Annotated in this window: 19 protein-coding genes; 10 read left to right on the forward strand and 9 right to left on the reverse strand. The window is 61.4% G+C overall.

Features of this window, described 5'->3' with window-relative positions; translation table 11 throughout:
• Positions 1 to 92 precede the first annotated feature (92 nt).
• Entirely contained in the window at positions 93 to 986 is an 894-nt protein-coding gene (locus tag AC3WQS_RS03135) for an alpha/beta fold hydrolase (RefSeq protein ID WP_492713095.1), read from the forward strand.
• On the opposite strand, the gene AC3WQS_RS03140 is transcribed toward AC3WQS_RS03135, so the two are convergent.
• Positions 925 to 2,391, reverse strand: coding sequence for an MFS transporter (locus AC3WQS_RS03140; RefSeq protein ID WP_438472362.1), 1,467 nt, complete (start codon positions 2,389 to 2,391; stop codon positions 925 to 927). The two genes, AC3WQS_RS03135 and AC3WQS_RS03140, sit on opposite strands and share 62 nt — an antisense overlap.
• A 203-nt stretch (positions 2,392 to 2,594) precedes the next feature.
• Between AC3WQS_RS03140 and AC3WQS_RS03145 the strand changes: the two genes are divergently transcribed.
• From AC3WQS_RS03145 to AC3WQS_RS03160, 4 genes are all read left to right on the forward strand, one after another.
• Positions 2,595 to 3,491, forward strand: a complete 897-nt coding sequence (locus AC3WQS_RS03145; RefSeq protein WP_020908881.1) for a LysR family transcriptional regulator — start codon at positions 2,595 to 2,597, stop codon at positions 3,489 to 3,491.
• Positions 3,492 to 3,525: 34 nt separating this feature from the next.
• Positions 3,526 to 3,831, forward strand: a complete 306-nt coding sequence (locus AC3WQS_RS03150; protein WP_021345368.1) for a DUF6412 domain-containing protein — start codon at positions 3,526 to 3,528, stop codon at positions 3,829 to 3,831.
• A 113-nt stretch (positions 3,832 to 3,944) separates the two neighbouring features.
• The gene (gene yidC / locus AC3WQS_RS03155; protein ID WP_020908879.1) at positions 3,945 to 4,901 is read left to right on the forward strand and encodes a membrane protein insertase YidC; all 957 of its coding nucleotides are present in this window, start codon (positions 3,945 to 3,947) and stop codon (positions 4,899 to 4,901) included.
• A gap of 51 nt (positions 4,902 to 4,952) precedes the next feature.
• Positions 4,953 to 5,828, forward strand: a complete 876-nt coding sequence (locus AC3WQS_RS03160) for an oxidoreductase (RefSeq protein ID WP_020970568.1) — start codon at positions 4,953 to 4,955, stop codon at positions 5,826 to 5,828.
• Positions 5,829 to 5,906: 78 nt separating this feature from the next.
• Here AC3WQS_RS03160 and AC3WQS_RS03165 read toward each other — a convergent pair whose 3' ends face one another.
• From AC3WQS_RS03165 to AC3WQS_RS03190, 6 genes are all read right to left on the reverse strand, one after another.
• Positions 5,907 to 6,914 carry an NADP-dependent oxidoreductase gene (locus AC3WQS_RS03165; RefSeq protein WP_492713096.1) on the reverse strand — a complete coding sequence of 336 codons (1,008 nt, stop codon included), beginning with the start codon at positions 6,912 to 6,914 and terminating at the stop codon, positions 5,907 to 5,909.
• Positions 6,911 to 7,339 carry an organic hydroperoxide resistance protein gene (locus AC3WQS_RS03170; RefSeq protein ID WP_003939720.1) on the reverse strand — a complete coding sequence of 143 codons (429 nt, stop codon included), beginning with the start codon at positions 7,337 to 7,339 and terminating at the stop codon, positions 6,911 to 6,913. Before AC3WQS_RS03170 ends, AC3WQS_RS03165 begins: the two co-directional genes overlap by 4 nt.
• Positions 7,336 to 7,797 (reverse strand): MarR family winged helix-turn-helix transcriptional regulator, encoded by a 462-nt coding sequence (locus AC3WQS_RS03175; protein WP_003940568.1) that lies wholly within the window; start codon positions 7,795 to 7,797, stop codon positions 7,336 to 7,338. The genes AC3WQS_RS03170 and AC3WQS_RS03175 overlap by 4 nt, the downstream gene beginning before the upstream one ends.
• A 78-nt stretch (positions 7,798 to 7,875) precedes the next feature.
• Positions 7,876 to 9,258, reverse strand: coding sequence for a condensation domain-containing protein (locus AC3WQS_RS03180; protein WP_492713097.1), 1,383 nt, complete (start codon positions 9,256 to 9,258; stop codon positions 7,876 to 7,878).
• Positions 9,258 to 10,730 (reverse strand): condensation domain-containing protein, encoded by a 1,473-nt coding sequence (locus tag AC3WQS_RS03185; protein WP_492713098.1) that lies wholly within the window; start codon positions 10,728 to 10,730, stop codon positions 9,258 to 9,260. The genes AC3WQS_RS03180 and AC3WQS_RS03185 overlap by 1 nt, the downstream gene beginning before the upstream one ends.
• Positions 10,663 to 12,177 (reverse strand): condensation domain-containing protein, encoded by a 1,515-nt coding sequence (locus tag AC3WQS_RS03190; RefSeq protein ID WP_492713099.1) that lies wholly within the window; start codon positions 12,175 to 12,177, stop codon positions 10,663 to 10,665. The genes AC3WQS_RS03185 and AC3WQS_RS03190 overlap by 68 nt, the downstream gene beginning before the upstream one ends.
• A gap of 471 nt (positions 12,178 to 12,648) precedes the next feature.
• Between AC3WQS_RS03190 and sthA the strand changes: the two genes are divergently transcribed.
• The 3 genes from sthA (at position 12,649) to AC3WQS_RS03205 (ending at position 16,070) form a co-directional block, all read left to right on the forward strand.
• Positions 12,649 to 14,061 (forward strand): Si-specific NAD(P)(+) transhydrogenase, encoded by a 1,413-nt coding sequence (gene sthA / locus AC3WQS_RS03195; protein WP_007733953.1) that lies wholly within the window; start codon positions 12,649 to 12,651, stop codon positions 14,059 to 14,061.
• Between the two features lie 151 nt (positions 14,062 to 14,212).
• A complete protein-coding gene (locus AC3WQS_RS03200; RefSeq protein WP_019745033.1) occupies positions 14,213 to 15,115 on the forward strand; it encodes a hypothetical protein in 903 nt (300 codons plus the stop codon).
• Between the two features lie 88 nt (positions 15,116 to 15,203).
• Positions 15,204 to 16,070 (forward strand): class I SAM-dependent methyltransferase, encoded by an 867-nt coding sequence (locus tag AC3WQS_RS03205; RefSeq protein ID WP_492713100.1) that lies wholly within the window; start codon positions 15,204 to 15,206, stop codon positions 16,068 to 16,070.
• 747 nt (positions 16,071 to 16,817) lie between these two features.
• Here the strand turns inward: AC3WQS_RS03205 and AC3WQS_RS03210 are convergent.
• The gene (locus AC3WQS_RS03210) at positions 16,818 to 17,819 is read right to left on the reverse strand and encodes a helix-turn-helix domain-containing protein (protein WP_238076651.1); all 1,002 of its coding nucleotides are present in this window, start codon (positions 17,817 to 17,819) and stop codon (positions 16,818 to 16,820) included.
• A 364-nt stretch (positions 17,820 to 18,183) separates the two neighbouring features.
• Here AC3WQS_RS03210 and AC3WQS_RS03215 point away from each other — a divergent pair, with 364 nt between their 5' ends.
• Entirely contained in the window at positions 18,184 to 20,703 is a 2,520-nt protein-coding gene (locus tag AC3WQS_RS03215) for a helix-turn-helix transcriptional regulator (RefSeq protein WP_487759789.1), read from the forward strand.
• 6 nt (positions 20,704 to 20,709) lie between these two features.
• On the opposite strand, the gene AC3WQS_RS03220 is transcribed toward AC3WQS_RS03215, so the two are convergent.
• A complete protein-coding gene (locus AC3WQS_RS03220) occupies positions 20,710 to 21,465 on the reverse strand; it encodes a MerR family transcriptional regulator (RefSeq protein ID WP_019745027.1) in 756 nt (251 codons plus the stop codon).
• A 321-nt stretch (positions 21,466 to 21,786) separates the two neighbouring features.
• Here AC3WQS_RS03220 and AC3WQS_RS03225 point away from each other — a divergent pair, with 321 nt between their 5' ends.
• Positions 21,787 to 25,242 (forward strand): indolepyruvate ferredoxin oxidoreductase family protein, encoded by a 3,456-nt coding sequence (locus AC3WQS_RS03225; protein ID WP_020970559.1) that lies wholly within the window; start codon positions 21,787 to 21,789, stop codon positions 25,240 to 25,242.
• Positions 25,243 to 25,300 lie beyond the last annotated feature (58 nt).

Below are 25,300 nucleotides of genomic sequence, written 5' to 3' on the forward strand. Positions count from 1 at the left end.
TACTACGGTCGTCGCCGCGCCGGTGCGTGCGCGGCAACATCGAGTTCGATACTTCACCCGGAGAAAAACCTCACCTGAACTGGGATTTGATCATGATTGTCTCCGCAAGTCGAACCGATGCATTCATCGAGTGGCGCACCGCCGTGGTCGATTCTCGACCTGTCGACTTCGGCGTCGGTGGGCACGGCGAGACAGTGCTGTTTCTGCACGGTTGGGGGTTGTCCCCTCGCGCCTATGGATCTGCGCTTGCTGCCGTCGTTCACCGGGGATCCAGGGTGATTGCGCCTGCGCTTCCGGGACTTGGCGGTACGGCTGAACTAGACCGAGCCGATCGCAACTTCGAAGGTTATGCCGCGTGGGTGACGCGGTTTCTGGACGCGGCCGGAGTTGCCGGTCCGGTGACCGTCGTCGGGCATTCGTTCGGTGGCGGTGTAGCGACAGCAGTGGCGCGGGACTTCCCCACGCGAGTCTCGCGCTTGGTTCTGGTGAACTCGGTTGGTGGTGGCGTGTGGTCGAGTGCTGGTGGTCAGAAGCGCCCGATTCGCGAACGTCCGTGGTGGAACTGGTGTGTGTCGGCGATGGTCGAGGCTGCCGAGTCGGTACACGCTCGCAGAATCCCACAGTTTCGACTCGACGAGTTCGCGTTCAACGCGCTTCGCAACGCCCGTGGAGTGTGGCAAACGGGCAACCTCGCGCGGACTGCGGATCTCATCGATGCACTCGAAGAGATCGCAGTCCGCGCGATGCCTGTTGTCGTGTTGTGGGGAGCTGATGATCATGTGATTCCGCGAACGAGTTTTCATGCTGTCTGCGCCGCCTTGGGTGATCCCGAGGTTCGCGAGGTTCCTGGCAATCACAATTGGCTTATCGACGATGCGGAGTTGTTCGGCCAGGTGTTGACGGAATCACTGGCCGGACGAGCTGTCAGTGCACCTGTTCTGTCTCCTTCGTTCGCGTTCTGTTCGACCACGCGGATTGCGCAGTGACCAGGCAGCCGGCGATCAGGGTGATGACCGCGATGACGCGCACGGCGCTGTCCGCGCCGGTGGTGAAGGCACTCAGGACGGCGTCGTGAGCGAGGGGAGTGTCGGCCATCTCGAGTCCGTCTGCGACCGTGCGTGGCGCGGCGCCGTCTCCGTCGCGCATCGCGTCGGGCAATGCGCTGATGAAACGGCTGGTCAAGATGGTGCCGATGACGGCGACGCCCAAGGCGCTGCCGAATTCTCGTGCCGTCGCCTGCAGTCCTGAACCGACGCCTGCCTGTTCGAGGGGCAGCGAGTCCGCGATGTCGTGAGTCAATACGGGGAGCGCGGCTGCCGCGCCGATGCCGATGACAACGAGCCACAACGCGTAGGCGATATAGGGAGTGTGGGCTGTGCTGGTCGACAGCCCGAACATGCCGACCCCGATGAACGCGAACGCTGCCGCCACGGTGATGGTGGAACCCAGACGAGCCGAGATCAGCGGCACGAAGCGAGCACCGAACAGCAGTGGAATGGTCAGCGGTATCACCGCCAGGCCGGTGGTGAGAACGCTGAATCCCTTGGCGTACTGCAGAAATGATGCGTTGACGTAGAACAGTGCGAACAGACCGAAGAACGCGACGGTCATTCCCAGGCATCCCGCGCGCAGCAGAGGAAGGCGGAACAACCGCGGATCCAGCAAGGGTTGCTCGACGCGGAGCTCGACGATGATCCATGCCGCATAAAGCGCCGCCGACGCGACGAATGCTGAGATCACCGTGATGCTGCCCCAACCACTTTCGGGTCCTTCGATGACACCGACCAGCAACCCGAACGTCGCCGCCGTCAGCAAGACGGTTCCGACAGGGTCGAGACCGCGGTGATTTCGAGGGGTGCGAGGAGCGAGATAGGCGACTGCGGCAGCACCTGCCAACGCGATGGGTACGACGGCGACGAACAACCAGCGCCAGGACCCGGTCTGCAGAAGCGCGCCACCACCGACATTCCCTGCCACGCCGCCGAATCCGGTCGACGATGCCCAAATGGCAATTGCGCGAGGACGCTTCTGTGGGGGAGTCGCGTGCATGAGGATTGCGAGGCTGTTCGACAGAACACAGGCGGCTCCGACTCCGGTGACGCAGCGGCCGATCAGCATCACCGCCACTGTGGGGGAACTCGCGGACACGGCGGCGCCTGCTGCGAAGAGGATCAACCCGATGGTCAGCACCCCTTTGCGTCCGAAGCGATCACCGAGTGCCCCGCAGGGGATCACCAGACAGGCGAAGACCGTGACGTAGGAATCGACGATCCATAGAAGCTGCGTCGAGGAAGGATGCAGAGACCCGGACGTCAGGAGCGGAACTGCCAGGTTGATGGCCGCGACGAACGCAATAACGAGGACGGTGACCGCGCACAACGTTGCGAGCACCAATCCTTGTCGCGCGTCCGAGTTCGCCCGACCCTCCGTCGGTATCGAAGTATTTGTGGACAAGACGCACCTCTTTGCGGGAATTTGTTCTATTGCGGGAGTTGTTGATCGACAGCCAATTCGGCTACTGAAACGACAGTAGGGATCTCGGTAACGTGCGTCTACTGCAAAGATTGCAGTAGATAGTTGCGTATGGTGCAACTATGGCGATGGATATGGACCTCAATCTTTTGAGAGTGTTCGACGCTCTGGTGGCGGAGGGCAGTGTCACCGGCGCTGCCGAGCGATTGAACTTGTCGATACCGGCAACCAGTAGGGCTTTGGGGCGTCTCCGGCGTGCGATGGATGACCCGATCTTTGTTCGTGCCGGGCGTGGGTTGGTACCGACGCCGTTTGCGTTGCGTGCAGCACCTCAGGTCCGATCGCTCCTGGAAGGGGCGCAAGGCCTGTTGATCGACCGCAAGAACTTCGAACCAGCAGAACTCGAGCGGACTTTCGTGATCCGAATCAACGAGGGCACGGCGGCCAGCCTCACCCCGGCTCTGGTCAGGCGTTTCGCGGCGGAAGCGCCGAACGCTGTAATCCGTTGTGTCGGAGAGGGAAACGAGGACGTCGACTCGCTGCGGAACGGTTCGATCGATCTCGATATCGGCGCTGATCCGTTGCCGTCCTCTGATGTGTGCAGTGAGATTCTCTACCGAGAGGGTCATGTGGGCTTGGTATCGAAGTCGTCGCCGTTGGCCCGCACGGCTCAGCCGACACTCGCGCAGTTGTGTGAGCATCCACATGTCTCGACATCCAGACGTGGCCGGACACACGGACCGATCGACGACGCGTTGTCCGCAGTCGGAATGCGCCGGCGGGTGATCGCGGTGGTTGCCTCGCCCGTTGCGGCGGCGCTCATGGCGGCCGACAGCGATCTCGTTGCACTGGTGCCGGAAAGGCTTGCCCGATACTTTGCCGCTCGCCTCGATGTCGCCTGGTTTGCGGTGCCGACCGAACTACCGGCCGTCACCATTCACCAACAGTGGCACGGTCGGCTGGACCACGATCCAGCACACAAATGGCTGCGCGAACAAGTACGTGAGGCAAGCGTCTAGCTGGATTCGGCAGATGTTCTGTACTCTCGCAGTCATGCAACAGCGGAGCACGGGAACGGTGACACGGTCACTGTTGCTGCTTCTGCTGCCGTTCATCGCTCTTCTCGCCGTGCCTCCGCTTGGATCGTCGGGTAGCGCCGCGGTGCTGGGAACTGCGATTGCCGTCTTCGTGGTCGCAGCCCTCGCAACGTCGTCGAAGTACGAACTTCTGCAGCTGTGCACGGTTTCGGCCACTGGCCCCTCTGATGACGAACGCTGCCTGCGTGGCGCTTTCCGCAGGCAGAGCAGCCCGGACGCGCCCGGCCGTCCACAGCCTCGAGCTCCGGGAATCGGTCTGTAGATCGGCCGTCGGCGGGAGTGAACTCGTCGTAGGTCGGTCAGACGTCTTGCGTCCACGACCATTCCCGCGCTCTCATCTCCTGTGAGCGTGCCTCTCGGTGAGGTTCATTCGTCATGCTCGATTTTGTCTACTACCCCGTGTCCGGAATCCTCTGGTTCTGGCACAAGGTCTTTTCACTGATCTCCGGATCACCCGACAACGGCGTCGTATGGGCGTTGTCGGTCGTATTTCTGGTCTTCACGCTCAAGGCTTTGCTGTTCAAACCCTTCGTCAAGCAGGTCCGCACCCAACTGGTGATGCAGAAGCTGCAACCTCAGATCAAGGCGTTGCAGAAGAAGTATTCGGGTGACCGGCAGAAACTCACTGTCGAGATGGCCAAGCTGCAGAAGGAACACAACTACAGTCCGTTGCTCGGCTGTCTGCCGATGCTCGTTCAGGCACCGGTGTTCATCGGCCTTTATCACGTCCTGCGATCGTTCAATCGGACTGGAGCGGCATCGCACGTCCCGTTTCTGAGCCCGACCGAACCGATGTCGGTGGCGGACAACGCGAATACGGCCAACTACTTCTTCAGTGCCTCGGACGTGCAGTCGTTTCTCGACGCCAAACTGTTCGGCGCGCCGTTGTCTGCCATGATTTCGAGTCCGGCAGCGCAACTGGAAGCGTTCGGCGACGTCAGCCGTATCTCCATCATTCTGGTTGCCGTACCGCTGATGATCTTCGCCGCCGTCGCTACACATTTCACGTCGCGGGCGTCCATCGCGCGCCAAGTGGACACCGGAACCGTCAACCCTCAAACAGCGATCATGAACAAGCTCGCATTGTGGGTGTTTCCGGTGGGTGTGATCGCTTTCGGTGCTTTCGCGCCCGTGGCGATCCTGCTGTATTTCGTGAGTAACAACTGCTGGACGCTGGGACAACAGCATTTGGTCTACGGCCGGATCGCGGCGGAGCAGAAGGAAGCTGAATCGTCGCCGACACCCGGAGTGACTGCGCCCCCGTCGCCCAGGGTGGCTGCAGCACCGCCGCTGCCGGGTGCAAAGCCGATCCGCGCCAAACGCAAGCGATGACAGAAAAGCGACCCCTCCCTACCGGCGGGTAAGGCACGTACGCTGGAATGCATGACCAAATGGACCGCAGAAGACGTAGTCGATCAGACCGGCCGCACATTTGTCGTCACGGGGGCGAACAGCGGACTGGGTGAGGTAGTCGCACGGGCGCTTGGCAAAGCCGGGGCCGACGTCGTCCTCGCCTGTCGTGACACCACGAAGGCCGATGCCGTGGCCGCCGAGATCGGACCCAACGCGGTTGTCCGCAAATTGGACCTCTCGGATCTGTCGTCGGTACGAGCCTTTGCCGACGCAACGGAGAAGGTCGACGTCCTGGTGAACAATGCCGGCGTGATGGCGGTTCCGTTCCGCCGGACTGTCGATGGATTCGAAATGCAGATCGGCACAAACCATCTCGGGCACTTCGCGTTGACCGGATTGCTGAAGGACAAGCTCACCGACCGTGTCGTGACGATGTCCAGTGCCCTGCATCAGCTCGGAACTGTCGATCTGGACGATCTCAATTTCGAGCGTCGGAAGTACAACCGCTGGTTGGCCTACGGGCAGTCCAAGCTTGCCAATTTGTTGTTCACGTACGAACTTCAACGCAGGCTTGCGGCCTCGGGATCTTCGCTCAAAGCGCTTGCTTCGCATCCGGGATACGCGTCGACGAACCTGCAGGGGCACACCGAGTCGATCCAGGACAAGCTGATGGGAATCGGCAATTCGATCTTCGCGCAGTCTGCGGAGATGGGTGCCCTTCCCGAACTGTGGGCGGCAACCGCACCGGATGCCTTCGGCGGCAGTTACATCGGACCGGACGGTCCGTTCGAGCAGCGAGGTTATCCGAAGGTCGTGGGGTCGAACAAGAAGTCACACGATTCGAAGACAGCCTCGGGTTTGTGGACGCTGTCGGAGAAGTTGACCGGAGTCTCGTTCGGGATCTGATTCAGATATGAAGGTGGGCGCAAAACTCGAGAAAGTCTCGGCCACCTTCATATCCGTTCGAGCCAGATGTTGTTCGGGTTACAGCGTGACAACCATCTTGCCGGTGTTCGCGCCGCGCATCAGGTCGATGAACGCTTGCGGTGCATTCTCCAGGCCTTCGACGATGGTCTCGTCCCACTGAATCTTGTTGTCGGCGAGCCACCCTGCCATGTGGGTGCGGAATTCGCCACCGAGGTGACGGTAGCCGCCCACGAGGAAACCGCGCAGTGTGAGCTGCTTGCCGATCACCAGTGCCAGGTTGTGGGGAGCGGTGGGCTTCTCGGTGGTGTTGTACTGAGCGATGGCTCCGCACAGGGCAATCCGGCCACCCTGGTTCATGGCATCGATGGCGGCTTCGAGATGCTCGCCACCGACGTTGTCGAAGTACACGTCGATGCCCTCAGGGGCGGCAGCGGCGAGCAGTTCGGTGATCGGGCCGTCGTGGTAGTCGAATGCCGCATCGAATCCGAGTTCGAGAAGTCGGGCAACCTTCGCCGGTGAACCGGCGCTGCCGATTACTCGCTTCGCTCCGAGCAACTTGGCGATCTGACCGACGAGCGATCCGACGGCACCGGCTGCGCCGGAGACGAATACGGTATCGCCTTCCTTGAACTCCGCAACCGCGGTGAGGCCGGCATACGCGGTGAGGCCAGTCATGCCGAGGGCACCCAGGTAGGCCGTCGCCGGCGCGATGGACGTGTCGGCCGGAGTCACTGCGGATCCGTCGAGGATGGCGTATTCACGCCATCCGAGGCCGTGGACGACAACGTCGCCCACAGCGCGATCAGCCGACTTGGATTCGACGACCTCGCCGACAGCACCACCGTCGAGCGGCGCACCGACCTGGAACGGCGGAAGGTAGGACTTCACGTCGTTCATTCGGCCGCGCATGTACGGGTCGACGGAGATGGCGATGTTGCGGACCAGGATCTGGCCGTCTTCGAGTTCGGGGAGTTCTACTTCGGCGGTGGCGAAGTTCTCCGAGGTGGGCCAACCGCTCGGGCGTGAAGCGAGACGGATTTCCCGGCTGACAGTGGTGGTGCTCATTCGTCGTCCTTACTTACTTCGAGGGTGACCTCGATGTTGCCGCGAGTTGCATTGGAGTACGGGCACACCTGGTGCGCCTTCTCCGTCAACTCGACGGCCTGATCATGGGGCAGATGGGGGAGTGAAACCTCCAGCGTCACAGCGAGTCCGAAGCCTCCTGCACCGTTTGGGCCGATGCCGACCCGCGCGCCGACTGCGGAATCAGCCACGTTGGCCTTCTCGGCGCGGGCGACCATCTGCAGAGCGGAGTGGAAGCATGCTGCGTATCCGGCGGCAAAGAGCTGCTCGGGGTTGGTGCCTTCGCCACTGCCACCCATTTCCTTGGGAATGGCGAGGCCGAGATCGAGGCGTCCGTCCGAAGTGCGAGCGTGACCGTTGCGGCCTTCGCCGGTGGCAAGTGCTTCTGCGGTGTAGACGATGTTCATGACTTCTTCTTTCCGTCGGAGTGGGCATTGGATGCTTGAAGTGACTCACCGAGACGAGTGAGAACGTCTCGAAGTTCTGTGAGTTCGTCGTTACTCAGACCAGTGGCGCCTGCGAGCTTGGCCGGGATGTCCTCGGCCTTGCTGCGCAAGGTGGAACCCGCCTCGGTCAGGTGAATCTCGACGCGACGCTCGTCCGTGGTGAGGCGTCGGCGCTCGATGAATCCCAGACCCTCCAGCCTCTTGAGCAGCGGCGACAGAGTTCCGGTATCGAGATCGAGTGCCTCACAGATCTCACGCACGCCCCGGCCGTCTCGTTCCCAGAGTGTCAACAGGACGAGGTACTGGGGATACGTGATTCCCAGGTCGTCGAGCATTGCCCGGTACGCGGCCGTAGTGGCCCGCGACGCCGAATAGAGGGCGAAGCAGACCTGGCGTTCGAGAGCGAGTGGGTTGGTCACGAGAACAACTGTAGCGCACAGTTAAGTTGTGCACAACAAAGAAGTGTCAAATAGATCTGCGGATGCACAGCCGTCTGGTTACGGCGTCGACAGAATCTCGGATACGCACTCGAGGAAGGTGAGCACTGCCTGGGCCGCGGGTGCCGGAAATCGGGTGCGCACTGCCAGCCCGTCGTGGGTGCGCGAAAACCAGAACTGAACGTCGTCGGCGCTCGACACGCGACTGAGTTGCTGCGGATTGATCGGCGCAGGTTGTGAGTCGCCGGGCCGTGATTCGCGGGGGCGAGATCCACCGGGCATGGTCCGGTAGTCGGCGTAGGACACCGAGAAGATGTCTCGGCGAGTGGGCGAAACCTCGGGTCCCAAGCTCCTCAACACTTGTCTCGACGACACGGACGACAGTGAAAGTGCCTCGTGGAAAGCGAGATTGACTGCCCGAGCAGTGCTGTGAAGATCATCCATGCTCGTCACGGTCATGGGTGCATTGGCCACCAGCCAGCCGAAGGTGTGGTTGTGCCGCGGTTCCCGACGCGTGTGAACAGGGAATAGAAGGCGTGTGTCTCGCTTTTTGGTCAATTGTGTTGTGACCAAACCGATCGACGCAAGAATCGCACCGAACGACGAGTGTCGATGATCGGCGCAGTTCTGGTCGAACAGCTCTGCTTCGTCGGCGTCGAGGAGCATTCGGGTGTCTGTGCCCTGGGGCGACATGGTCCCGGCGGGCAGTCCCAGATCTACGGGAAAATGGGGAGTGTCACCCCCACATGATCGAAGGAAAGACCGCCACCCCGCAATGCGGTGGTCGCCGGGCTCTGGATCCGCGGTTGCCGATTCACGGAAGCAGTAGTTGAGGAAACTCCCGGGCTCGGGCAAGAGATCCGACGCGATCGGATTACGGTCCGCCCGCGTGTATTCACGGTACAGAGTGCTGATCTCGGTAATTGCGATGCTCATGGACCAGCCGTCGCAGATGGCATGGTCGAATCCGCAGATCACTGTCGACTGGTCCTCGCGGGTGATGGCCCCGAGAAAGTAGGCGGGAAACGCAAAAGGATTGCACCATCGATCCAAGCGCTCGCCCAAGAGTTCTCGCACCTGTTCCGGCGTTCGCGCGTCCGCCACTGTTTCCTCACGGAGGCGCAGACCGGCGACATCGGTGACGTCGACGAACAGCGCCGAGGATTCATCCGCTTCTTCGGCCTGGGAGAACGAGCACGACAGGGCGTCGTGACGGGACGTCCATTCCTCGAAGCTGGCCCGGAGTGCGTCCGTGTCGATCGGGCCGGGAACGTCGAAAGTGGCAGCGAGCCAAGTCGTATCGCCGCGGCTCCCGGCAAGATGCAGCTGCTGATTCGAGGTCGGAGGAACCGGATACGTCGATCCGGTGGAGATTTCGCTCGGCGTCCACTGCAGGATGCGGCCCGGCCGTGCCTCGAACCTGTCGAGAAAGGTGATGTGCATCAGGCGGTCTCCACTTCCTGACGTGCATCCGCCTGACGAACGACACGGTAGTCGCCGGTATCGGCGACCGTTCTCAGGACGTTGCGGAGGTGTCGAAGGTACCGATCCACCGATATGTGCGCTTGCTCGGTATCGGGGAAACTGACCATCACGTACGTACGGTCTTCCTTCCGGTTGATCCACATCGACAGATCACCCGTCGTTCCTGGCCCACCGAGTGCGCGCGCTTCGAGTTCGTCGTGGTGCTCGGCACCTGGAATCAGGCGCATGTCGATGTACGACACCATCGGCGGGACCGAGGTTCCGCCGATGTCGGATCCGGTCAACTTCGACACCTGGGCGATCACCGAGTGAATGGACACGTCCGCGAGTCCCTTCACGGCTGCGCGAGCAGCGTGAGCAAGGGGGAGTGCATCGGTGAAGGTGGTGACACCACTCAGCGTGAACGAGACCGGGACGAGATTGATGAACCAGCCTTGAGAAAACAGGTATCTCGGATCGGAACGAGTACCGACTGCGTTGAGCGCGAAGTAGTTCGCTCTGTCAGCAACTTCGATCTCGGTGAGGGCGAGGGCTGCGAAGATCCCCGTGGAGAATCCGACGCCATTGGACTTGCACAGCGCTGCGAACGCGGCTGACTCGTCGCTGTCGAGAACGTCGATATGTGTGCGGGTCGACCGGGTCTGTTCGCCCTGCGCGACGCCGAGGTCGAGGGGGAACGTCGGAAGTTGTCCGGCGTTGGCGGCGAGAATCGAAATCCATTGCTGCACAGGTTCTGCGGCTAGGTCGAGGTTCTTCGCCGCTGCCCGTTCTTCGCCGCTGTACTCGACGTAGCTACCGGGAGAGGGAAGTTGAGCGTCGATGCCGGCGCTTTCGGCGATGTACAGCGCACGAAGTTCTTCGACGCCCAGCATCAGCGACAGGCCGTCGGTGTGCGAGTGATCGACGCCGTAGTAGATGGTGAAACCGGCGCCGGTGCCGTGCTCGACGGCGCCACTGGTGAACGAAGGCCATTGCAGTGGGCTGGTATCGCCTGCGAAACTTCGGCTGACATGCTCGCGAACCGCATCGGTCGTGTTCAGGGAACCGACGCTGTGCGGCGCGAGTTCGATCGTCGATTCATCCACCACATGACGGTCGATGACCCCGCTGCCGCCAGGATCTTCGGATGGTCTCACCTCGAACCAACTGTGAAGTGTGTTGTGCCGCAAGACAAACGCCTGGACCGCCCGACGCAGTGCCTCCCGATCGAGATCACCGGGCAGAGTGAACGTGAATCCGATCCACGGTGACCAGTCGACGCCTTGTGCGCGCTTGTGATCGGCGGTACGAATGTGTCCCTCTTGGAGGAACGAGAGAGGTTGGTCGCTCAGTGGTGCTCGAGATGCTGCCGTCAGGGACTGCTCAGTAGGCCTGAACTCGGTGAGCGTCCCGGCTTTCGGTGCCCAGAGATCGATGGGTGTCATTTCCATGAGAGTTCTCCTCGATCGGTGCAGCGGTATTGATCGGTACAGCGGTGTTGGTCGGAGGTGAGCATGTGTCGGTCGAGAAGGCAAAGTCCTCCATTTCGCGGCGTAGGAGTCCCGCGAACTGATGGATGTGGCGGCTTGTGCGCGCGTTGCCTGGGTGGCGTATGGCCAGATTGAGCCCTTCGGGAGTCCGTGTGAGCCAGATGTAGACGTCGGTTCCCGAATGATCGCGACTACGAAGGCCTCTGGTCTGCCAGCTCGTCCATTGCTCGGCACCAGGAACGTGACGAACGTCCATGTACGAGAGCACGAACGGCAGGTGCTGCGGGGAGTCGATCAGCTCGCACACTTTCGAATACGGCAGGGCCGCTGCGGGACGGACGCGTCGCATCTCCGTGCCGGCAACCTTGGCCAGATCGCTCACGGTTGCTGCGGGGGCAATCGGGATCCTCACCGGCACAACACCGATGAACCATCCCAGCGATGCGGCCCATCGAAGCTCCGAACGGGTGTGTTGCGGCACCACGACGCGGAATTCGTCTGCACCGGTGAGATCACCGGTCACCTTGGCCGCGCACGCGAGTATCGCGGCCAGGAATCCTTGGTTGCTGCGCTTGCTCGCTTCTGCCAGGCGTTCGGCTCCCCGGGCGCTCAGAAGCCAGGCGGACAGGCTCTGCTGAGGGGCTCGGCGTCCGGCGACCGGTTCGGGCAGCGCTGGAAAGAGCGGAGCCTCGCCCTGCGCGTAGAACTCGCGCCACGTCTGCACCGCAGGGTGAGAGCAGTCCGCGTGTCCCACGAGATCTCGTTCCCTGGTGCCGAAGTCGATGTAGCTTCCGGTCTCCGACGGCGAGGGAGGGCTTCCCTCGCTCGACGAACGGTAGATCGTCTGCAGTTCGTGCGCGGTCAACGCCACCGAATATCCGTCCAGCAGAGCATGATCAGCGGCAAAGACCACGGTGAAATGGTTGGGACCTTCAATTGTCGCGAACTGGTACGCAGGCCACACAAGTGGATCGGTCGACCGGTCGAGCAGTTGCTGCAGATGCGTGAAGACGGACATCGAGGACGCAAGATGTCCGACTTCGTTACCCAGAATTCGGACGTCTCCAGGACCCGCGGTGCGTCGGACTATCGCTTCGCCCTCCATGGCGACTCGTGTTCGGAGCACTTCGTGGCGATCGATCCAGTGATCGAGAGTGGCCGCCCAGATCCTTCGGTCGAGTCGGTCGTGGATACGAAACGAGGTACCCAGCCACGACGGAGTGCATCCGTCGTTGTGATGGTGCGCCTGCCGTTTCGCCTGCTCGGCATGTTTCAAGTGTGCCTCGTGTATGTAGCTGGCGGGACGCTGGTCGACAGGCCACAGTTCGGGCGGATTCACTGCGGCAGGAGTCCACTCGGTGACGGTCCCAGGAGGTAGGGGATAGTCGGCAAGTTCCGTGAATTCCATTGGGAAACCTGATCTCTCGAGATGGCGAAAGGTGGGGATCGTGAACGGGGCGGATGTTTGTAACCGAGAGTGACAGATGATTAGTCAAGGCAAGTAGAACGCGACCTGAGGCTCCGCGCAACTGCTTCGGTCCGGGATGTGACGAGGAACATTCTGCTCGTTATTTCGGACAATTCGAATACTGGACATCCGGTTTACTGCCCTGGTCACCTGTCAGTTGATCGATCAATCACTCTGGGGTGAAACAAATTTCAACAGACCGTTGTGAACTCCGTCGGACGGCGAAGAATGTGCGCATGCGAATGTCGGAATATGTTTGTGTGTAGCAATTTTCGTAAGGGTTTGACTGTATCTCTTTTAATTGCAACAGGGTTCGTGTACAGCCGTCGTGCCCGTTCGGCGCGCGGATTGTTCACCGAGTATTGACATGCTCGGCATCTGCCGGTCGTATGCAGACGGTATTTGTAAGCGATGACTGATCCGATGGAATACGACCTGGTTGTGATCGGCTCCGGCCCGGGTGGTCAGAAGGCTGCCATCGCGGCGGCCAAGCTGGGTAAACGGGTAGCGATGGTCGAGAAGGGCAACATGCTCGGGGGAGTGTGCGTCAACACCGGCACCATTCCGTCGAAGACGTTGCGCGAGGCGGTTCTCTACCTCACCGGGATGAACCAACGCGAACTGTACGGCGCAAGTTACCGCGTCAAGGAGAACATCACTCCGGCCGACCTGCTGGCGCGAACCCAGCATGTCATCACCAAAGAAATCGAAGTCGTGCGATCTCAGCTCCTGCGTAACCGCGTCGAATTGCTGGTAGGGGTCGGCTCGTTCGTCGACGAGCACACCATCCTCGTCGAGGACGCCTCGCGCGGAGACAAGATGACGATCACGGCAAAATTCGTTGTGATCGCGACCGGAACGTTGCCTGCCCGCCCGGCGGGGGTGTCCTTCGACAGTCACCGGGTGCTCGACTCCGACGGAATCCTCGATCTGACCTCCATCCCGACCACCATGGTCGTGGTGGGCGCGGGAGTGATCGGTATCGAGTACGCGTCGATGTTCGCGGCACTCGGCACCAAGGTCACCGTCGTCGAGAAGAGAACGTCGATGCTGGACTTCTGTGACCCCGAGGTCATCGAATCGCTTCGGTTCCATTTACGCGATCTGGCGGTCACTTTCCGATTCGGTGAAGAAGTGACGGCCGTCGACGTCGGAGCGAACGGAACACTTACGACGCTGCGCAGCGGCAAGCAGATTCCCGCCGAGACCGTGATGTACTCGGCGGGACGGCAAGGCCTCACAGCGCCACTCGCGCTGGAGAACGCCGGGCTCGAAGCCGACGAACGTGGCCGCATCTACGTCGACGACAATTTCCGCACCAAGGTCGAACACATCTACGCCGTCGGTGACGTCATCGGCTTCCCGGCGTTGGCGGCGACGTCGATGGATCAAGGTCGACTCGCGGCCTACCACGCCTTCGACGAACCAGGCGCGAAGCTGATGGATCTGCAGCCGATCGGCATCTACTCGATTCCCGAGGTGTCGTACGTAGGCGCCACCGAGGTCGATCTGACCAAGGAATCGGTGCCGTACGAGGTCGGGGTTTCCCGATACCGTGAACTCGCGCGCGGGCAGATCGCCGGCGACACCTACGGGATGCTCAAGATCCTGGTGTCGACGGATGACCTGAAACTGCTCGGCGTTCATATCTTCGGCTCGGGTGCAACAGATCTCGTGCATATCGGCCAAGCGGTGATGGGGTGCGGCGGGACCGTCGAATACCTTGTCGACGCCGTCTTCAACTATCCGACACTGTCCGAGGCGTACAAGGTGGCGGCGCTCGACGTCATGAACAAGATCAGGGCTCTCAAGCAATTCCACTAGGGGTCGGGGTGTCCCCAGGTACCGGTCAGGGGCGGTCGGTGTACTTCTCGGGTAGCACTTGTTCGAATACCTGAGGGTGATGTCAGGCCTGGGAAAATAGGGCAGGGTCTATCTCTATGACCATTGCCCATGAACTTCGTGTGGAATTTCGATGCTGATCGGACTGATTGCCGCGATCGTGGCGTGCGTCGGATACGGCGTGGCGTCGGTGTTGCAGGCGTACGGCGCGCGCAAGTCGGCAGCTGCCGCCGAGCAGCGAGGCGAGGCCGGACACGTGACGGCGACGGGTGGCCCGACCTTGCGTTCGACGTTCGCCGCCGCGCTGACGGCGTCGTTCATCCTGGGCACCGTGCTCGATGCGGTCGGATTCGCCGGTAGTGCCATCTCCGCGCGGCTTATTCCACTGTTCTTGTCGCAGACAGTGGTCAGTGCCAATCTCGTCATCACGGCAGTGCTGGGGACCGTGGTCCTGGGCATCCAGTTGCATCGTCGCGACTGGTTCGCGATCGCCGCGGTGATCGGATCGCTCCTGCTGCTCGGTTTGTCTTCCGGTCACGCGGGCGGCGGGAGTTCCAACGACGTCGTCCACTGGGGTGTCCTGGTGGGCTCGGCGTTGATCTTGTCGATCGGTATCGGTTTGATCCGATGGTTGGGCTCACGCGCAGCAGTTGTCGCCGGGTTGATCTCCGGTGTGTTGTTCGGCTGTCTGGCCATTGCCGTACGCGTGGTCTACGGGATCGATCCGTTCGAAATCGGCACGATGCTCCGCGATCCGGCCGGCTGGGCAATCCTCGTCTCGGGCCTGGGCGGTTTCTATCTGCACACGGTGGCGTTGCAACTGGGATCCGTCAACGGAGCGACAGCGGCACTGGTTGTCGGCGAGACGGTCGTTCCGGGAATCGTCGGCGTCGTGGTGCTCGGCGACGCGTCGAGACCTGGCCTGGAATGGCTTGCCATCGTCGGATTCGTCGGAGCGATCGCGGGCGCCGTCGCCGTGGCCGTCTTCGGCGCGGCGAGCCACGAGGGGAAACCTGCCGAAGAAGTGACCGTCTGATTCGAAAACCACAGCCCTTCGAAAACTGGAACGCGAACACGACCACAGACGTGTTAAAAAGACACTTCAATTCGATGGCGGAGGGTCAATGGTGCACGAGGGCCAAGCGAAGCACGAGGCAGAAGCCATCGCCGGCAACCGGTCGAATTGGGACGATCGCGCCGAGGTGCATGTGCGCTCCGAAATGTATGACGTCGGAGGGTTTCTCGCCGACAGAGCGGCCATTTCCAGAGTCGTGCAGAACGATCTGTCGAGTCTGTCTCCGCACCTGCCGGCGTCGGGAGTGCGGGATCGCTCGCTCCTGCACTTGCAGTGTCACATTGGTATCGACACCATTTCCTGGGCGCGCCTTGGTGCGGTGGAGGTGCACGGGCTCGATCTTTCGCCCAACTCTCTGCGCCACGCAGCGCGTATCGCGAAGGCCGACGACCGCGAGATCACCTGGGTGGAAGGTGATGCGCGATTCGCCTCGACGCTGATCGACCGACGTTTCGACACGATCGTCACCAGCGCCGGGACAATCGTCTGGTTGCCGGAACTCGCCACCTGGGCCCAGTCGATCCACGACCTCCTCGAGCCGGGTGGGGTGTTTCAGATCCGGGACGATCATCCGATCCTCGGCGCAATGGCATTCGAGCCGTGGATGATCACCGACGACTACCTCTCCGGAGGCGGCATGCGATCGTACGAAGACTCGGCGACCTATACCGGGAACTCCGACGGACAGATAGCGCACACCGCCAACCACGAATGGCGCCACGACTTAGGCGAGGTCATTGGTTCCTTGCTGGATGTGGGTCTTCATATCGAATCAGTTTCGGAACTTCCCTACATGGACTGGCCGGCCTTCCCCGAACTCGTTCCATGCGCCAACGGATGGACTCTGCCGAGCGACTCTCCGCGGATCCCTTTGAACTTCGCCATCGTCGCCAGGCGAAATCAGCGAAGTGAGTGAGCAGAGCCGATCCCTTGGGAGACTTCGAATAATTCCTGGAGTGGCGTGGCCGTATTTCGTGCATGATCGTCGGATGGCTTTGTCCCGGTTGTTGCCTGCCAACTCGCCCTTATCGCAAGTCGGCGCGTTGAGTGTCGTGCGTCCAGGGATCGAGTGAATCGTAGTTCTTTCAAGCTAATACTTTTGGTGGATAGTGCTTTTCGCTCGAACTCTGCTCGACGTTGTTGCAACCGTTCGACGAATCTGCAATATCAGGTTCGAGTGAACCTGCGTCGCTGTTCGGTCGGTCCAGCGGTAACGGAAACCGCATTTTCGCAGATAGTTCTAATGCGCGACCGATGCCTCGCATACGTTGTGCGGTCACAGGCGCCGGGTCGTAGACCGGAGGAAAGTAATGAGCAGCTTGGATATTCAACGTTGGTCGAACGACTTCACGGCGCTGACCAAAGTCATTTCGGAAGGCATCGAGCAGTTTGTTCTCCGGTTCATTTCCAGCTGAAGTGATCTGAGCTCGCTGCCTGGCAAGGAGTTATTGATCTCCACCGCGGTTCGGAGGCCGAATCGTGATGAAGCAGAGGTTCTTACGGGGTCTGGGAGGCCTGGGCGGGGGCGAGCAGGTAGGAGAACACGTACGCAACTGCGGCGATGACCGCCAGTACGATCAAGGATGTCGGAAATCCTTGTCGACCCAGCTCATGGATCAACTAGAACACAGGCGCGATCCCGAGGCTGTGGAGTATTTCGGATTCAGGGGCTGAAGAACTCGAGTCGACTGTGCAGCCGTGCGATCGACGGGTCCCCGATCGTGCGCCTGCCGTCGGTACGAGCTTGGCTCGGAGTCATCCCGTAGAAGTTTTTGAACGCGCGCGCCAATTGGGATTTCGAGGTGAAGCCACATCGCAGGGCCAACGCGTCGATCGTTTCGTTCGGCATCTCGGCTCTGGTCAACTCGCGGTAGACGAGTTCGAGACGCTTGCGCCGTATGACAAGAGCGATTCCGCCGTCGGATGCGAATGCGCGGTAGAGCTGTGCTCGGGAAACCGACAATGCTGCGCACATGCTCGTCGGTCCGAGCCAGGTCTCCGAGAGGTGCTCGGCGATGTAGGCGTACGCACGATCGCGGAGCGAGTGATCGGGCCGCGGCGACAGATCAGGTTCGGCGATACCCAAACTGACACGCAGGAGGGAAGCGACGACGTCCTCGTAGCCGGCCGCAGCATCGGGATCGAGATGCGGTAGCGCGAGTACGACCGATTGCATGCACTGAGCGAGCACGACGGCAGGAACTCCGCGCAGTACCGTCCCGTGTAGAGAACGACCCTTCGACTCCGCTTCGACGAGGGAGCGCGGCGCCAGGAGTGTGATGGTGCGTCCGGTCGCCTCGGTTTCGACGTCAGCAGTCCAGGTTCGCCCGAGGTCGAAGAACGCGATGTCCCCAGGGCGGGCGACAAAATCCACTCCGTCGGCGTCACCACTGACCTGTCCGCCGAGGACGACCTGGATCATGTACTGATCGTCGAGTCCGCTCTCGGCGATCACAACTTTGCTGCGGTTGTACTTCTGCGCGTTGAAGGTCGTTTCACCGATCAGCGAGGTCCCGATAGGCAGGGCGGAGATCGAGCCTTGGAGGGGCGTGTCGGCGCCTATCGGCTCGGTGACGAAGAACGGACGCGTGACGACACGCCAGAAGTCGTTGGCGTCCGCAGGGTCCACCGATCGAGTCGACACGCGAATGCGGGCGGAATTCATCGGCACGCGGGCATGATATGTCAGATCCCGCAGGTCGCAGCCACTCTCCCGCAAATAAACGTCAATAGTGACCGAGCCCACATGATGAGACAAATCGGGCGTATTTGTGAGACGGCCAGTGCTCGCGTGTCGCGGTGATTCTGTCTATGTTGTTCGTTATGGGTGGACAGGTTGGGAGTTCGATGCTCGAACGAAATCTCGAGTTCGGCGGGGATCGACTGCTCGTTTGTCGGCCATCATGACATCCACTTCGAATCGGTCGCAGCTATCTCGAGCAAAGCGAAATCCTCGAGGAAGGGGCACGCTGCAAAGACGGCTCGCCGGGCGTGGAGCCACGGCGATTCGTCCTCGTCTGCTCGGGTTGATGGAACGCTCGGCGGGATTGACGGTCATCGATTCGCCGCGTGGGTTCGGGAAGACGGACCTCGCCGCGTTGTGGCTCACGACTCTCGGGCACATGCCCATCAGACCAGTTGTCTGGGTGCCGGCGCCATCGAATCGGATGACCCCCCTCGAGTACTGGAACACTGCGCTCGCAGTGATTCAAGATTCTCTGGAATCACTCGAGGCCCCGCCACGAATGCGCGAGGATCCGGTGGGGGCAATCGAATCACTACTCGACTCGTCGCCCACTCCATTCGTGTTGGTGTTCAACCGCATCGACCTGGTTGAGGGTGACGAGGTGGGACGCCGAATCGTGGATCTGATCGTGCGGCTTCCCGGATTGAAAGTAATCGTCACGCTGCAGGATCGGTCTGCGACGGACTTACTCGAGGACGTCCGCGTGGACGAGTACCTGTGCGCGAACGACCTCAGGTACACGCTCGACGAGTCCACAGTTCTGTTCGCGGAGGCAGGGATCCACCTTCCCTCGGGCATCGTCCATTCGATCTGCGAGCGTGTTGCCGGCGTTCCTGTGCTGATGAAGGTTGCTCTGAGTGCGGTTGCGGGGCTGAGTGAACCGAGTCGTGGGCGCGAACGCGTTCAGCAGCGAGTGGACCAAGCGATCCACGCGTACGTCAGTCGGACCGCTCCTCGATCGGGCAAGTCGCTCGAGTTGTTCGACTTCGCGACTACGATCGCCGCCGCCCGCACCGTCACACCAGAGATCGCTCGTGTCTTGTCCGACGATCTTGACGTGGAGGGCAAACTGGACTTGCTCGAGTCTTTCGGTCTGATATTCCGGGACGGTCCCGAGGGAGAAGCATCCTGGTACTTTGCGCCGTCAGTTCGACTGGCATTCATGCAGATACGGACCGAACAAGGGGATGGATTCGACGATCCCTTCCAGGTTCTCGTCGATCACGCTCTCGGGACTTCGGATATAGCCGGTGCCGTTCACTACGCCTTGGACGGACGCCATTGGACCAGGGTGCTCGACATACTCGAGCGTCACTGGGCCGATCTTCTGGTCGATCACACCGGATTGGTCCGGACTGCGTTGCAATCCATACCCGGCGACGTACTCAGTTCGAACTCTTCGATTCTGGTGGGCCGTGACCTGCTCGAATCACGCCTACGGCCGCAGTTGGTCAACGGCGATTCGTTGCCGACGGAACCGGCGGAATTGCGTGCGATAGGTGGTAGTTCGCATGCGCACAGCTTGTTGAACGTCGGGACGGTCCAATCGGTTGTGCTGAGAACATCCGGTAAGTACCAACGCTCTACCGAGATCACGCGCAAGTTGGCTCACGTTGTGTACGGACTCGGTGACGAGTCGTTGGGCGCGTTGGGGTCTCAACTGCCCGCCCTGCGCCTGATCTGGGGTGTTTCGCATCAACTGACCGGTGACCTCGGTGATGCCGCGGTGGAATTGCGACTCGCCTATCAGGGTGCGATGGAACACGGTCCGGAGTTCGTCCTGCGGCACGCCGCTGGCAATGCCGCGCTCAACTCCGCGCTGATCGGGGACGTCGCGCACGCGACAGACTGGCTTCACCTCGAAAGCACACACCCGGACGTTTCGGGATGGTTGGGACCGCCCTCGCATATGGGGGGAGCGATCGCGCGGGCACTGGTGGCGTGCGATCGCGTGGACCTGAATGCCGGCGCTGCCGCGATGGACGCGCTCGCCGAGATCACACCGCCGGGCGACCTGTGGGCGTTCGCGGCCTACACTTACACCAGATTCGCACTGCTGCAATCGGATCCGTTCTCGGGGCTGATTTCGCTCCAGCGCGCAGTGGCAACGCACGGGCACGTGAATCCGTGTGAACGATCACTCGGTGACGCACTTCTCGCCGCGGCGCGTATCGATCTTCTGTTGGCGTCCGGGGAGGGTACCAAGGCGCTGGAGGAATCAGTCGCTGCGCCGCATACGTTTGCTGTTGTCACGGTTTCTGTCGCTCGTGCGCATCTCCTGACGGGGGCTCCGTCACAGGCATTGGAATTGTGTCGCGAAATCGACTGGAGCGAGCAGTATCTCACGAGGTTTCGGCTCGAGTCCCTGCTGATCGAATGCGCTGCGCTGTGCGAACTGGGGAGAATCCCCGCTGCCGCCAGTCCGTGGGAGGAGGCTCGCGGACTGCTCGAAACCTCAGGTGTCCTGTCGGCGCTGGCGACCATACCGCGTGATCTGATCAGGCAACTGGAAGAGCGGGCCGAGGGCCCGAGCAGTGCCGTCGCAAGCTTTCTCGAATCCGAAGTGCCGCAGATGTATCCGGCGGCTATCGTTCAAGTCCAATTGACGAAGCGGGAGATGGACGTTCTCGTGGAACTGGGTCTCGGCATTCCGATCGGCGAGATAGCGCGAAAGTTGTTCGTATCCAACAACACATTGAAGAGTCACCTGCGAGCCCTGTATCGCAAACTCGGTGCGCATTCCCGCGAAGAGGCCGTCGCGGCAGCGCACCGCCACAACCTCCTCGGCAGTGGGCAGGACTGATCGACGTCAGTGCAAATTGCGCTCGGAGTAGATCTTCATCGCGTCACGGACCAGCGAAGCGGTGCCTTCTCCGTACTTGTCGTAGTTTGCAGTGAAGCGGGGATCGTCGACGTACATCTGGCCGAGTCCGGTGAAGGCGTCGGCGCTGGGAGTCCTTCCCTGCCAACCGATTTTTATCCACTCGAACTGTCTCTGGGTAATCGTCTGGACGTCGTCGCTTTCCGCGGGTAGGCCCGCTGTCAGTGCTTTTCCGAATGCCGCTGCGATGTCAGCTTGAGCTTGCAGATGTGCTTTCCGGTCCTGCTCGGACATCGACCGCCACCAGTTGTCGCCGCTGGTATAGGCGTCCTTGCCCCAACGCTCGATGACCTCGTCCTTGTATCGGGTGTGGTCGAACCCGTCGAAAACATCTTCCGGCATGAGTGATTCACCTTTCTTCGTCTTGTTCAACGTCCTGTTGACCGATTCGATCTGTCTCGAGATCCGCGTGCGCTCTTGCTCGAGGAGTTCGAGGTGCGTACGCAGCGCGGCGGCCGTGTCGCGTTCACCGGTGAGGACTTCGGCGATGGCCGGCAATCCGAGTCCGAGTTCCCGAAGCAGCAGGATGCGTTGCAGTCGCACCAGGGCGTCTTCGTCGTAGAAGCGGTAGCCGTTGGCGCCGATGCGGCTTGGTTCCAGGAGTCCGAGATCGCCGTAATGGCGCAGCGTTCTGCTGGTGGTACCGGCGGATTTGGCGAGTTCTTGGATGGACCATTCGCTCACGTGGAGTTCCTACTCTCGGATCGGTTGTGCTCATTCATCATGCAAGTTGACGTTGCGTCAATGTCAAGAAAGTTCTCGGTGTGCATTGTCGGGAACGTTTTATGTCCGTTTCGCCGTATCGCCACGAACGGGTCTCCAACTGATTGATTCGATGACCTAGGTCACGTGATTTGGCTCACAAATTGCCAATTTGAATAGTTGAACAAGCCTCTGTTGACGCTTTCACATACCTCGACCACGATCATCTGAACAGATCGAGTTACGCGGTTGTTGAAAATGCACGGTAGTTGAAATGCACTGCAGACGGAACGGTGGTCCACGATGACTGAACTGGTGTCGGGCGTAGCCCAGGCCAAGCCCTATGACCTCGATGATCGGTACCGGTCGGGATCGGGACCGGTGTTGCTGACCGGTGTTCAGGCAATCGCACGCGGTTTCGTCGAGCAGCACGTTCGCGACATCCGGGCGGGTAAGCGTATTGCCACTTTTGTCTCCGGTTACCAGGGCAGCCCCCTCGGCGGCGTCGACAAGATGCTCCACGGCATGCCCAAGGTTCTCGCGGAACACGACATCACCTTCATCCCCGGCTTCAACGAGGAGCTCGCTGCCACCGCGGTATGGGGAAGCCAGACGGATCTCCCGGCCGGAACCGCGACCCACGACGGCGTGACCGGCGTCTGGTACGGCAAGGGCCCCGGCGTCGACCGCGCTACCGACACCATTCGCCACGCCAACATGTACGGCGTGAACCCCAAGGGCGGCGTCGTCCTGCTGGTGGGCGACGACCCGGCGTCGAAGTCCTCCACGGTTCCGGCCGTCAGCGAGCGCTCGCTTGCCGCGATGGGTGTGCCGGTTCTCTTTCCGCGCAATGCCGAAGAGATCATCACGATGGGTATGCACGCCGTTGCACTCTCGCGGGTGTCCGGTTGCGTCGTAGCGCTGAAGATCGTCGCCGACGTCGCCGACGGTGCCTGGACGATCGACGGGAGCATCGCGGACTTCGACATCGTGGTTCCGGAAGTTCAGTTCGAGGGCAAGCCCTTCGTCTACAAGCAGCGTCAGATGGCTGCGCCGCCGGACAGTGTCATTGCCGAGGCCGATCTGTACGGCCCGCGATGGGATCTTGTTCACGCGTACGGAACTGCCAACAATCTCGATGTGATCGAGGTCAACCCCTCGGGTGCGAAGATCGGTATCGCCGCCACCGGTACAACTTTCGACTCCGTCCGCCAAGCTCTGGCAGACCTCGGCGTCGATGATGCGGCGCTGCACCGCGCCGGGATCCGTCTCCTTCGCATCGGAATGTGCTACCCCGTCGTGGGCGAGAAGATCAGGGAGTTCGCCGAAGGTCTCGAGCAGATCGTCGTGGTCGAGGACAAGACCGCGTTCATCGAAGCTCAGATCCGGGAAGTCCTGTACGGCACCGACGATGCTCCTCGCATCATCGGCAAGCGTGACGGCCAGGGCCGTCTGCTCATGCCTGCCAGTGGTGAACTGACCGCAGGCCGGCTGCTCGCCCCGTTGCGGCGCGTACTGAAGCCGCACGTCGAGCTCAAGCGCACCCTCCCGGCACCGCTGTCACTGAACGTGCTCTCCGCCAAGCGAACCGCGTACTTCTGCAGTGGGTGCCCCCACAACCGTTCCACCGCTATCCCCGAGGGTTCAATCGGCGGCGGCGGAATCGGTTGCCACACACTCGTCACCATGTCCGGCCGTGAGGACAGCGCTGTCACCGGCCTGACGCAGATGGGCGGCGAGGGCAGCCAGTGGATCGGGCAGGCACCGTTCACCGACGTGCCTCACCTGTTCCAGAACATCGGCGACGGCACCTTCTTCCACTCCGGTCAGTTGGCTGTCCAGGCATGCATCGCCGCAGGCGTGAACATCACCTACAAGTTGCTCTACAACGAAGTAGTGGCGATGACCGGTGCACAGGACGCAGAAGGTGCCCTCTCCGTTGCTCAACTCAGCCACAAGCTGACCACCGAGGGCGTCAAGCAGATCATCATCTGCGCCGACGAGCCTTCGCGCCACAACAAGCGCGCCCTGGCCAAGGGCACCAAGCTCTGGCACCGCGATCGCCTCGACGAGGCTCAGAAGGAGCTTCGCGAGATCAAGGGCGTCACCGTACTGATCTACGACCAGCACTGTGCGGCCGACGCTCGTCGCCAGCGCAAGCGTGGCACGCTGCCCACTCGCAACACTCGCGTCGTCATCAACGAGGCAGTGTGCGAGGGCTGCGGTGACTGCGGTGTGAAGTCGAACTGCCTCTCGGTCCAGCCTGTGGACACCGAGTACGGTCGCAAGACGAAGATCGACCAGACGTCCTGCAACACGGACTACACCTGCATGGACGGCGATTGCCCCTCATTCGTGACCGTCGAACTGGTGCCGGGCAAGAAGGCTCCCAAGGCCGCACGTCCCGTCCCGCCCGTCGTCGCAGATCCCGATTTCGGACCGCTCACCAGCACGCAGAACGTGTTCCTCGCGGGCATCGGCGGCACCGGTATCGTGACCGTCAACCAGGTGCTCGCAACTGCGGCACTGCGCGCCGGCCTCGAGGTGGAGAGCCTTGACCAGATCGGCCTGAGCCAGAAGGCCGGACCGGTTGTCTCGCACCTGCGTTTCAGCTCCAGCGCGCTCGAGCCGTCCAACCGCCTCACCCCGGGCAGCGCGGATTGCATCGTCGCCTTCGACCTGCTGACCGCGACGGACAACAAGAACCTCGACTACGGCAACGCCGAGAAGACGGTCTCCATCGCATCGACGTCGCAGACGCCGACCGGAGACATGGTCTACGACAAGGCTGTTCGCTACCCCGAGGAGACGTCACTCCTCGCCCGTCTCGACAAGGTGTCGCGCACCCTGCGTTCGTTCGACGCACTCGCCGCGGCACAGGAGTTGTTCGGTAACACCGCAGCCGCCAACTTCCTGCTGATCGGTGCTGCCTACCAGAGCGGTGGACTTCGTCTGCCGGCCGAGGCCATCGAAGAAGCGATCGGCATCAACGGCGTTGCCGTGGACGCGAACATCGCGGCATTCCGTTGGGGCCGTGCAGCAATTGCCGACACTGCAGCGTTCTCGGCGGTCACCACGCCGGCCAAGTCCGTCCGCGAACCCGTTGTCGCACCGGCTCACATGTTCGCCGGAACCACCTTCACCGGTGAAACCCTGCGACTGGTCGAACTGCGTGCGGCACAGCTCATCGAGTTCCAGTCCGTCAAGATCGCCCAGCGCTACATCGATCAGGTTCAGGCAGTCTGGACTGCTGAACGTGCCGCAACCGAGCGGACCGATTTCAGTGAAGCGGTCGCCCGCGGCCTGTTCAAGTTCACCGCGTACAAGGACGAGTACGAAGTTGCTCGCATGCTGGTCGATCCTGCCTTCATCGAAGACGTCAAGTCGCAGGTGCCGGCCGGGGAGAACCTGACCTACAAGCTCCACCCCCCGATCCTCCGAGTGATGGGCCGCAAGAAGAAGATCGGCCTCGGGCCCAAGTCGCATGTTGCACTGAAGGTTCTGGCCAAGGGCAAGAAGCTGCGCGGTACCAAGCTCGATCCCTTCGGCTACATGCACGTCCGCAAGGTCGAGCGTGAACTGCTCGCCGAGTACGAGGCCATGATCGCTGATCTCTCTCGTACGCTCGCAACCGACGGATACGATCGCGCCGTCGAGATCGCGGCGCTGCCGGACGTGGTTCGCGGCTACGAGGACATCAAGCTCGGCAACATCGAGCTGTACAAGACTCGCCTGCGCGAACTCGGTGTCGGTGAGTAGGAGCGTCAGCGAGTAGATCGAAGAAGACTGTGCCCCAGCGACCGTTGTCGCTGGGGCA

It is taken from the genome of Rhodococcus sp. FW305-130, from assembly GCF_058788335.1.

Coding starts and splice junctions, on each gene's coding strand:
- AC3WQS_RS03135 (WP_492713095.1), top strand. CDS start 93: ATGATTGTCTCCGCAAGTCGAACCGATGCATTCATCGAGTGGCGCACC.
- AC3WQS_RS03145 (WP_020908881.1), top strand. CDS start 2,595: ATGGCGATGGATATGGACCTCAATCTTTTGAGAGTGTTCGACGCTCTG.
- AC3WQS_RS03150 (WP_021345368.1), top strand. CDS start 3,526: ATGCAACAGCGGAGCACGGGAACGGTGACACGGTCACTGTTGCTGCTT.
- yidC (WP_020908879.1), top strand. CDS start 3,945: ATGCTCGATTTTGTCTACTACCCCGTGTCCGGAATCCTCTGGTTCTGG.
- AC3WQS_RS03160 (WP_020970568.1), top strand. CDS start 4,953: ATGACCAAATGGACCGCAGAAGACGTAGTCGATCAGACCGGCCGCACA.
- AC3WQS_RS03165 (WP_492713096.1), bottom strand. CDS start 6,914: ATGAGCACCACCACTGTCAGCCGGGAAATCCGTCTCGCTTCACGCCCG.
- AC3WQS_RS03170 (WP_003939720.1), bottom strand. CDS start 7,339: ATGAACATCGTCTACACCGCAGAAGCACTTGCCACCGGCGAAGGCCGC.
- AC3WQS_RS03180 (WP_492713097.1), bottom strand. CDS start 9,258: ATGCACATCACCTTTCTCGACAGGTTCGAGGCACGGCCGGGCCGCATC.
- AC3WQS_RS03185 (WP_492713098.1), bottom strand. CDS start 10,730: ATGGAAATGACACCCATCGATCTCTGGGCACCGAAAGCCGGGACGCTC.
- AC3WQS_RS03190 (WP_492713099.1), bottom strand. CDS start 12,177: ATGGAATTCACGGAACTTGCCGACTATCCCCTACCTCCTGGGACCGTC.
- sthA (WP_007733953.1), top strand. CDS start 12,649: ATGACTGATCCGATGGAATACGACCTGGTTGTGATCGGCTCCGGCCCG.
- AC3WQS_RS03200 (WP_019745033.1), top strand. CDS start 14,213: ATGCTGATCGGACTGATTGCCGCGATCGTGGCGTGCGTCGGATACGGC.
- AC3WQS_RS03205 (WP_492713100.1), top strand. CDS start 15,204: ATGGTGCACGAGGGCCAAGCGAAGCACGAGGCAGAAGCCATCGCCGGC.
- AC3WQS_RS03210 (WP_238076651.1), bottom strand. CDS start 17,819: ATGAATTCCGCCCGCATTCGCGTGTCGACTCGATCGGTGGACCCTGCG.
- AC3WQS_RS03215 (WP_487759789.1), top strand. CDS start 18,184: ATGGAACGCTCGGCGGGATTGACGGTCATCGATTCGCCGCGTGGGTTC.
- AC3WQS_RS03225 (WP_020970559.1), top strand. CDS start 21,787: ATGACTGAACTGGTGTCGGGCGTAGCCCAGGCCAAGCCCTATGACCTC.